Here is an 11,201-nt window from a genome sequence, read left to right as displayed (position 1 = left end):
TGATGTCAACCGTGACGGTGTCCAGAACACGGGTGACACGGCCATCCCAGGTGTGGTAGTAACGCTCTACCAAAACGGTTCGGCTATCGCTACGACCACCACGGATGTCAACGGTCTGTACTCGTTCACAGGGCTGACCCCTGGCTCGAGCAACAGCTATGCGGTGGGCTTCACCACGCCGACTGGTCTGTCGGCTACTTCGCCCAACGTGGGCTTTGATGGGCTGGACTCGGATGTGGATCCGATCACAGGGCGGACTCAGGCGGTAACCCTGAGCAGCGGGGAGAGCAACACGTCAGTGGATGCTGGCTTCTTCCAGCCAACAGCAGGCCTGGGTGACTATGTCTTCGAAGACAAGAATGCCAACGGCATTCAGGACGCGGGTGACGTGGCTATCCAAGGGGTGTTGGTGACGCTGTACCAGAACGGTACCGCTATCGCAACCACTACGACAGATGGTTCCGGTCTGTACTCGTTCACGGGGCTAACCCCAGGTAATCAGAGCGTGTACCAGGTTGGATTCGCCACACCGTCAGGCTTTATGCCGACGACGACCAATGTGGGTGTCAATGATGAGATCGATTCGGATCTGATCATGATGACTAGCCGGACAGGTACATATACACTGGCTTCGGGTGAGTTTAACCCAACTGTGGACGCTGGTTTCTATAAACCTGCTTCACTGGGTGATTATGTGTTCAATGATAGAGATCAGAATGGCGTTCAATCGCCAGGCGACACGCCGATTGCTGGAGTGACTGTTGTTCTCTACCAAAATGGTACGCCGGTCGCTACAACGACTACGGACGTAAATGGCCTCTACTCGTTCACGGGTCTGACGCCAGGCGCATCGAATACGTATAGCGTCGGTATCACAGCACCATCGGGTTTCACGGCTACGACGCCACTTTCAGGAACAGATCGCTCTGCTGACTCGGATATCAATCCGATCACAGGCCGTAGTGCAGGACTGACTCTGACTAGCGGCGAGAGCAACTCAACTGTTGACGGTGGCTTTGTTCAGCAGACAGCAGGCTTGGGTGACTATGTCTTCGAGGATAAGAATGCTAATGGCATTCAGGACGCGGGTGACGTGGCCATCCCAGGTGTAGTGGTAACGCTCTACACCAATGGCTCGGCCATTGCTACCACGACAACGAATGCATCTGGTCTGTACTCGTTCACAGGGCTGACCCCTGCTACACAGTACGTGGTAGGCTTCGGGCAGCCAGCTGGGTACATGCCAACGCTGGCGAATGTGGGCAGCGACGCCCTGGATTCGGATGCGGATAAGCTGACGGGTCTGACGGGTGTGTACTCGCTGACGGCTAACGAGTTTAACTCGACAGTGGACGCCGGTTTCTTCAAGCCTGCTTCCCTGGGTGACTATGTCTTCAACGACACGAACCGCGATGGTGTGCAGAACACAGGCGACACCCCAATCTCGGGTGTTGTGGTGACGCTCTACCAGAATGGTTCGGCCGTGGCTACAACGACAACCAACGGTTCGGGTCTGTACTCATTCACAGGGCTGACCCCTGGTTCGAGCAACACCTACTCGGTAGGATTCACAGCTCCGACAGGTTTTGTACCAACGACACCGAACGTCGGCTTCGATGGGCTGGACTCGGATATTGACCCTGTGTTGGGTCGTACGACGGGTGTAACCCTGAGCAGCGGCGAAAGCAACACCTCCGTAGATGGCGGCTTCTTCCGGCCAACAGCAGGCTTGGGTGACTACGTCTTCGAAGACAAGAATGCCAACGGCATTCAGGACGCGGGCGACGTGGCTATCCCAGGTGTAACAGTAACGTTATATACGAATGGCTCAGCCATCAGCAACGCGGTGACGAATGCAAGCGGCTATTATTCGTTTACGGGTCTGACGCCAGGTACACCGTATATGGTGGGCTTCGGTCAGCCAATGGGTTACTTGCCAACGATGCCGAACGTAGGCAGCGATGCGCTGGATTCAGATGCGGATAAAGCAACGGGTCTGACGGGTGTGTACTCACTGACGGCCGACGAGTTTAACTCAACGGTAGATGCTGGATTCTTCCGGCCTGCCTCACTGGGCAACTACGTGTTCGTCGATGTGAACCGTAACGGCATCCAGGATCTGGGTGACAGCGCACTGCCAGGCGTGGTGGTGACGCTCTACCAAAACGGTTCGGCCGTGGCTACTACGACCAGTGATGCAACGGGTATGTACTCATTCACGGGTCTGACACCTGGTACAGGCAACAACTACAGCGTCAATTTCACGACGCCAGTAGGGTATACGGCAACAACGCCGCTGTCTGGCACCAACCGGGAAAATGACAGTGATATCGGTGCTGATCCGCTGACAGGACGTAGCCAGAACATCACGCTTACGAGTGGTGAATACAACTCGACGGTTGATGGTGGATTTATCCGCAACGTGGGTGCCATTGGTGACTACGTGTGGTTCGACTACAACAACGACGGTCAGCAGGGTGCTATTGGTGTAGAGCCAGGCGTACCAGGTATCACGGTACAGCTCTTTGCTGCCGCGAATACCAGCACGCCACTGGCCACGACCACAACCGACGCCATGGGTAAGTACCTCTTCGACAACCTGCCTTCGGGTACGTATGTCGTGAAGTTCACTGCCCCTGCCGGAAGTGTGTTTACAACAAAGAACAGAACGGGCGTTTCGACTGAATTCGACAGCAATGCCGGTGTAGTTGATGGACTGACGGATGTCATCACCATCGACGTAACCCAACCGCTCTCGAGCACAGCCCGTGTTAACCTGACCATTGATGCCGGTATCGTTCCGTACGGTTCAATTGGCAACTATGTATGGCGCGATACGAACAACGACGGTATCCAGAATGACGGTAACACTGGCATTGCCGGTATTACTGTGCAGCTCTTCGGTAGCGGAGACCTCACCAACGCACTCTCTGAGACGGTGACGGATGGTACGGGTTACTATCTGTTCGATAACCTGATCTCGGGTACGTATAAAGTGAAGTTCACGCTGCCAACGGGTGAGACCTTCACCCTGAACGAGGTGGGCAATGACCGTGCGGTTGATAGCGATGCGGGTGCTGATGGATTCAGCAAACTGATCACGATCAACACGTCACTGCCGCTGGGTAACGTAGGCCGGAACAACCTGACTATCGATGCCGGTGTGCAAACGAAGTGCGCTACACCGCTGATGCTGGTAGCCGGAACAACGAATATGAGCCTCTGCGTAGGTGGTGCCACTTCGGTGAGCGCTATTGCTGCAGGTGCCTCGAAAGTGAACTGGTACCTCGACGCCACGGCGCAGGTGCTGTCGTTCACAACCGCAAGCGGTCAGTTGGTCGAAGTAGCACCAACGACTAATCTGACGTACTATGTACAGGCCGAAACAGCCGACGGTTGTAAGAGCGAGGTTAAGCCGGTGGTCATCATCGTCAACGCCCGCCCGAACACACCATCGTGCCTGAAGGAAACGACGATCTGCAAAGACAAGACGTTTGACCTGACAACGGTGAAACTGAACAATGTGCCACTTGCCGGCAGCACGCTGGAATGGCGCACGGGCATCAGTGAGACCAGTCCGCTGGTAACGAACCTGACCGCCGTAGGCGCAGGTGAGTACTACCTGTTCGAGCGCTCACGCTACGGATGCTACAGCTACCCGGCTGTACTGACGGTGAACACGATCGATTGCAGCTGCCAGAGCGTGGCCGCTGTGTCGACCAGCCTCACATCAGGCTCGGTTTGCGAAGGTGATAAGATTACGCTGGTAGCTTCAATCGGCGGCTCGGCAACGGGTGTGACCTGGATGCCATCTAACACGGCTACTGCCGGCACGCTAACAGGTAGCAACAGCCTCACGGCGATGTATACGCCGTCGGCTGCGGATATCGCTGCTGGTCAGGTGCTGTTTACGGTGGTTACCAATGACCCTGACGGAAACGGTGTTTGCACACCTGCCCGCAGCACGGTAGCCGTAGTGATTAATAAGCGGCCCGACGCACCAATTGGTGTAGCCTGCGAAGAGGAGATCCTCTGCAAAGGCAGCAGCACCAAGCTGTTCGGGTTCACAACGGGAGCAAAGCTCAACTGGTATGCAAATGGCGTGCTGATTGGTGCAACAACCAGCGGCAAGAGCCTGACCATTACACCACTGGTGTCAACGACCTACACAGCTGAAGCCGTAAGTGCGGCGGGCTGCACAAGTCTGCTGTCAACGCCGGTGATTGTAACGGTGAAAGCTACCTGCTTGGCCGACCTCGCCGTAGCGAAGAAAATAATGACGGAAGGGCCGTATAAGATAGGTGATGTAGTTGCCTATGGTATCACGGTAACCAACAACGGACCTGTCAACGCCACGGCAGTAGCGGTAACCGACATGCTGCCTGCCTCACTTGAGTTCGTGAGCGCAACGCCAGCTAGCGATTACAACGCCAGCACGGGTATCTGGACAGTAGGTAATCTGGTGAATGGTGCCGATCGCAGCCTGATTCTGCAGGTGAAGATCAAGGGTGGTGGCTCAGTAGTGAACCGGGCAACTGTAGTAGGTGTCAATGATGACCCGAACCGGCCGGAGAACAATACCTCTACCGCGGGTATCACGGTGGTGGATTGCAACACGCCTGCACCAACGATCGCCTGCGCTATCACCGCGATCTGCCAGCATGATCCAGCCGAATCGACGGTGCTCACAGCCCGCGATTGTGGTGGCACTGTGAAGTGGTCGAACGGGATGACGGGTAACCGCATCGAAGTCTTCCCAACCATGACAACGACCTACACGGCTAGTTGTGTAGTAGGTACGTGCATCAGCGAGAAGTCGAACCCGATCACGGTAACGGTAACAGAAGTGAACGCACCAACTATCCTGGCTAGCGCCGACAAGGTTTGCGCTGGTGGTGTAGTGAGCCTCACTGCGGTTGGTTGCCAGAATGGCCAGCTCTTCTGGTCTGACAGCCGACTGACCGGTTCTGTGGTGTCGCTGACGGTTACGTCTGAAACGCGCCTCACCGTACAGTGCCGGATCAACAACTGCTACAGCACGTCGACGGAGAAGGTTATCAAAGTGGGCAACGATCTGCCGAAGCCAACGGTGGTTTGCAGCACAACGGAAGCTTGCCCAGGCGAGTCGGTTGAGCTGACAGCTAAGAACTGTGTTGGTACGCCACGCTGGAGCACAGGTGAAACCACCGCAAGCATCATTGTGATGCCAACGGAGGGTAACAACAGCTACTCAGTACAGTGCGTAGATGGTGCCTGCACCAGCCCACGCTCGAACGACTACACGATCAAGGTGATACCAGCGGCGGTACCAACGGTAGTGGCCTCTGCGTCGTCTGTTTGCACGGGCACGGTAGTTTCCCTGACGGCTACAGGCTGCGCCGGAAACGTAACCTGGAGCAACAACATGACGGGCAGCGTTATCTCGGTAACTATGACCGCCACGTCGAGCTACTACGCATTCTGTAAAGTTCGCGAGTGCATCAGCCAGCCATCAAAATCGGTGACGATCCAGGTAGGCAAGCCATCTGCACCAACGATTCGGGCTATCCCGAACACGGCCATCTGCTCGGGTGAGTCGGTAACATTGACTGTCGCTGAAGGCTGTGCCAACGGAACAGTTAAGTGGATGCCGGGTAATCTGACAGGCAGCTCGGTGATTGTTGTACCAACGATCAACACCGACTACACGGCGATCTGCGTAACCGACAATTGCGAAAGCGTACCATCGAACACCGTGAAGGTGATCGTGAAGACGGCCGGAACAGCACCAACAATTGCCGCCTCGGCTATGTCGGTCTGCAACGGTGGCAGCGTAACGCTGACAGCTGGTAACTGCACGAACGGCATCGTGAACTGGTCGAACGGCATGACGGGTACGTCAATCGTGGTGATGCCAACGGCCGACGCCAACACATTCTCGGCGAGCTGCAAGCAGGCAACAACCTGCGGAAGCCCACAGTCACGTGTGATCACGATCGGTATCACGACACCACCAGCACCAACAGTAGTCTGCAGCACCTCGGTGATCTGCCCAGGCGAATCAGTTGAGCTTACGGTGCAGAACTGCTCAGGTACGCCAATGTGGAGTACGGGGGCGGCCGATAACGGAAAGGCAACGATCTCTGTGTCGCCGACCAGCACAACCAGCTACTCGGTTAAATGTGTAGATGGTGCCTGCATGAGCGCACCGTCGCAACTGTACACGATTCAGGTGGTGCCTGTAACGGTGCCAACCGTATCGGCCAGCAGCACGATCATCAGCGAAGGCGAAAGCGTGACGCTGACAGCATCGAACTGCCCAGGTACGGTAACGTGGAACACTAACCAGACGGGTACGTCAATCGTGGTGGCACCAGGTGCTGCTGTCAGCTACTACACGGCCGTGTGCCGCTTCCGTACCTGCAACAGCGATCCGTCGCCAACGATCACGGTTCGCAAGCGCCTGCCTGACATGTGCACAGCTAAAGCCGGTTCGCTGGTGGCTACTGTGAGCGAAGTATGTGCCTCGACAATGACAACGGTAACTCTCTCGGCAACCGACAACGGCGGCCGCGTGGTACCAGCCAACTTCGCAGTCCGCTACGTGCTGACGAAAGGAGCCAACCTGGTGATTCAGCAGACCAGCGCAACACCAACCTTCACGGTGCCTGCGACTGAAGCCGGAATCTACACGATCCATACGCTGGTCTACAACCCGGCTACCCTCGACCTGTCGGTGGTGGTTCCTGGAACAACGACTGGCTCGGATGTGCTGAACCTGATTCACACGAAGATGATTTGCGCAGACCTGGATGTAACGGGTGCCCGTACGAAAGTGAAGTACGTACCTGCTCCGATTATCCTTGGCTCGGGCAAAGCAAACCGTTGCTACGGTGAGGTTGTCTCGCTGACGGCTACAGGCTGCGAAAACGGTCAGGTGAGCTGGGGTGGTGGCGCCGTGGGTAGTGTCTTTACCTTCACGGTTGTTCACGACTCATGGTTCAGCGCAGTATGCACCGTAGACGGTTGCAGCAGCAAGCCTTCGGAAATGATCGACCACTACATGGTTCAGCTGAAAGTGCCAACGATCGGTTGCGACAAGCCAACTGTGTGTGCGGGTGACCCAGCTACACTGACGGCTCAGGGATGCGAGAATGCCGGTTACCTCTGGAGCAATGGCGCAATAACGTCGAGCATCGTGGTAACACCGGGCGAAAGCACAACCTACGCTGTGAAGTGTACGCTTGATGCCTGCCAGAGCGATTGGTCGCCTGCCTGCAAACTGACGGTTGGTCAGCCAGGTACGCCAACGATCACGGTCAACAACTCGACCAACAACGTAACAACCTGCTTCGGCACGCCGGTTACGCTGACGGCCAGTGGTTGCCCTGCCGGTGCCTTCGCTATCTGGAGTAACAACCAGGTAGGTAGCAGCATCACCGTGAACCCAGCCACAACGGCAACGTACACGGCGCAGTGCTGCACCTCGAACAACTGTAAGAGCAAGGTGTCTAACGCCATCGTGGTGACGGTGCTGCCAAAAGTGCCACAGCCTAAAACAACAGATCTAAGCAATGCCTGCCCAATTCTGGCCGTAAACCTGGCTAGTGCGGTAGGTCCTGTGCAGACAACTGGTGGCACGCTGGAGTACTACTCAAGCAGCACGATAAGCCCGGCTACGAAGCTGACCAACACCAACGTAACGGTGTCAGGTACGTACTACGTAGTGGAGAAAACGACCAGCGGCTGCTACAGCCTGCCATCGCCAATCCAGGTGAACATTATCGGATGCGGCGATCAGCTGCCATGCGGTGACAACCCAGTGACGGCGAGTGCTGGTCTGGATGCTGCAGTATGCGCAGCCAAGACGTATAAATTAGACGGTAAGGCAACCGGAAATAACCTGACAACCCAATGGACAACCAGCGGAACAGGTACGTTCGACAATGCCTTTAGCGGTCAGGCTCTGTACACTCCGTCGGCGACGGATGTACAGGCCGGCCAGGTCACACTGACATTCTCAGTGAAAACCAACAACACGGCCTGTGGCACGAAGAGCGACGCCATGGTACTGACCTTCAATGGACCGAAAGAGCAGCCGACCGTGTCGGTGATCGGGGCCACCCAGCTTTGCTTCGGTGACTCAGTGAAGCTTCAGGCACCAGCCGGGTTCACCTACCTCTGGACCAGCTCGACGGGCAGCAAGGCAACGACGCAGTCGATTATGGTAAAACAGGGCGGTAGTTACAGCGTTCAGGTCTTTGACCAGAACGGCTGTAGCTCGGTTCCATCGGCTCCGGTAACCATCCACGTAGCGGCTCCGGTAGCAGCTCCGCTGGTTGCCAACCTGCGCAACGCCTGCCCGGCTACTACGGTTAGCCTGAGCACGGCTCTGGCTGCTACCACGGCCGGAAGTACCTACGAGTTCCGTATGGGTGAGTCAGTATCGTCGGCACTGGTAATGAACCCAGGCGCCGCTGGTGACGGAACCTACTACGTCTTCGAGCGTACTACCAGTCAGTGTGTGAGCATGCCGGCCAAAGTGGTGGTGAAAGTGATCAACTGCGCCGTTGATAACGGGAAGTCGGCCGACGTGGCCATCACCAAACTGGTGAGTAACACATCGGCTAAGGTGGGCGAAGCGCTGACTTATACACTGAAGGTGAAAAATAACGGTCCGAACAAAGCATACAACGTGGACATCCGCGACGTACTGCCGCAGGGGCTGAACCTGGTAGTCTCTAACTCGCCCGTATCGTATACGGTAGCGAACGGAGCGATCACGAAGCGGTTCGACAGCCTGGCTGTTGGTGCCTCCGATTCGATCGTGTTCATGGCCCGCCTGACTAAGAAGGGTAGTGTGATGAACACCGCCAGCATTACCTACAGCGATGTCATTGATGCCACCACCGGTAACAACACATCGAGCGTAACGGTAACTGACAACTCACCCTTCAAAGCCGGCCTGATTGGTCTGGCCAAAGAGGTGATTGGCAGCCCATCGTTTACGAACGACAGTACACTGGCCGTAGCCTACCGGTTTGCTGTCACCAACTATGGTGATGAGGACCTAACGGCAGTTGGTGTAACGGATGATCTGGAGGCTGTTTTCGGAGCGGGTAAAGTACTTACGACCCAACTGACAACGACTGAGGGCAGCAAACTGGTTGCGAACCCCGCCTTCACCGGCGCCGGTAGCACAACTCAGATGCTGGCTGCCAGCAGCACGCTGGTTGCTGGTCAGACAGCTACGTTTATGCTGACGACTACGGTACGGCTGAACAAAGCCGACTCTGTAGACCGGACGTTCATGAACACGGCTATGGCAACGGCCATGAACTCGACTACGCAGGTGAGCGACGCATCGGTGGCTGGTAATGACGCTGACCCTGATAAGGACGGTGATCCAACCAACAACAGTGGTGGCACGTCGATCACGATTCAGGCAACGCCGAAGCCACAGGCCAAGCAACTGGGTGTAGCCATGTCGGTTGCCTCGGTGGCGAAGCAGGCTGACGATAGCTACAACGTGACCTACAAGGTGTATGTGAAGAACTTCGGTAGCACTACGCTGACAAACGTGAGTCTGCTCGATACCATTGCCAATGCATTCCCAAGCCCATCGTCGTACTCAATCGTGAGTGGCCTCGTGGCAAATGCAGGTAGCCAGCTGGTAGTGAGTGGGGACTTTGATGGAAGCAATGCGCCGTACTACCTGAACAGTTGGGCAAGTCGCCTGGCGGCTGGTAAGCAGGATACGCTCACTTACACGATCAACGTGAAGCCAAACGGAGCCAACGGACCATTCTACAGCCAGGTACATGCCTCGGGTAAGCCAGAGAATACGACACTGACGGTCAGCGACAAGTCGAACGCCGGTACAATGGTTGTGCCTGAAGATGATACGCGGACAGCGGTTCGCTTTGATCTGCCTTCGTCGCTCATTGGCCTGGCCAAGGCAGTAGGTACTCCGGTGCGGGTAGCCAACAACGTGTGGGATGTGCCTTACTCGATTAAGGTTTGTAACCTGGGTACGACGGATCTGAAGCAGGTGCAGGTAGTTGATGACCTGTCGAAAGCGTTCGGTAATGGAGCACAGGTGACAAGCGTAACGGTAACGGCCGATGCCGGTCTGAAAGTAAACCCTGCCTACACGGGTCTGGGTCTGCTGACTAACCTGCTCGATACCACGGCTAGTAGCCTGCCGGTGAAAGCGATTCGCTACGTGCAGTTGGTTGTTCGGGTTGATGTAACGCAGGCTACGTCGCTAAGCTTCACCAACATTGCTCTTGGTTCGGCCATGGGTGGTTCGGTAGCCGTGCGTGATACGTCGAACACCGGTTCGAACGTAGACCCAGACGGTGACCTGGATCCGCGCAACAATAACAACGGAACCGGTGTGGTGCTGAACAGCCTGCCAGGTGCTCCGTACATTGGGGTGGCGATGATGGTGAGCGATACGGCTCGTCAGGCCAACGGAAGCTACAATGTGACCTACCGCGTGCTGGTTAAAAACTACGGTACGGTGGCCCTGAGTAATGTGATGTTGACGGATAGCCTGTCGAAGGTGTTTAATCCACAGGTTGGCGCCAGCTTCAGTGTTCTTGGCACACCAATTGCATCGGCAGGTAGTAAGTTGAAGGTGAACCCGGGCTTTAACGGCAACACTGATCCTGTGCTCGTAACCGGTGATTCAACGAGTCGCCTTGCAGTAGGAGCAACGGACACCCTGTTGGTGCGAATCAATGTGGTGACCGCCGGACAGACAAGTACGTTCTTCAACACGGTGTATGCGGTGGCGAAGGCTGGTCTGGAAACGGTTCGTGACGTGTCGACAAACGGCATGAACCCTGATCCGAATGCGAATAGCAACCCGACTGATCTGAACGAAAGCGAAGCGACACCGCTGAACTTGCCGCTAAATCTGCAAACGTTGTTTATTCCTGAGGGCTTCTCGCCAAACGGAGACGGTGTAAACGATACCTTTGTGATCACGGGTGCGCAGGGGCTGACAGTTAATCTTGAAATCTTCAACCGTTGGGGCCACCGTGTCTACGTCAGCGAAGACTACAAGAACGACTGGGATGGTAAGCCGAACACGGGAGCACAGGTTGGTAACACCAGCAATGGGCTACCAGACGGTACGTACTTCTACGTCGTGAAATTGAGTGATGGCCGGGAATTTGTGAGATACATGACGATTAACCGGTAAAAAGTAGGTT

Annotated in this window: 1 protein-coding gene; it reads left to right on the top strand. The window is 55.9% G+C overall.

The annotated features are described in order from the left end of the window. Nucleotides 1–11,191, top strand: an 11,191-nt coding sequence (locus tag F7231_RS21755) for an SdrD B-like domain-containing protein (protein WP_166693509.1), incomplete at its 5' end; no start/stop codon positions are given. Nucleotides 11,192–11,201: the final 10 nt, after the last annotated feature.

Source organism: Fibrivirga algicola (genome assembly GCF_011742925.1).
Lineage (GTDB): Bacteria > Bacteroidota > Bacteroidia > Cytophagales > Spirosomataceae > Fibrella > Fibrella algicola.
Note: the sequence above shows the minus strand (reverse complement) of the source record. Positions and strands in the feature narration are given on the sequence as shown.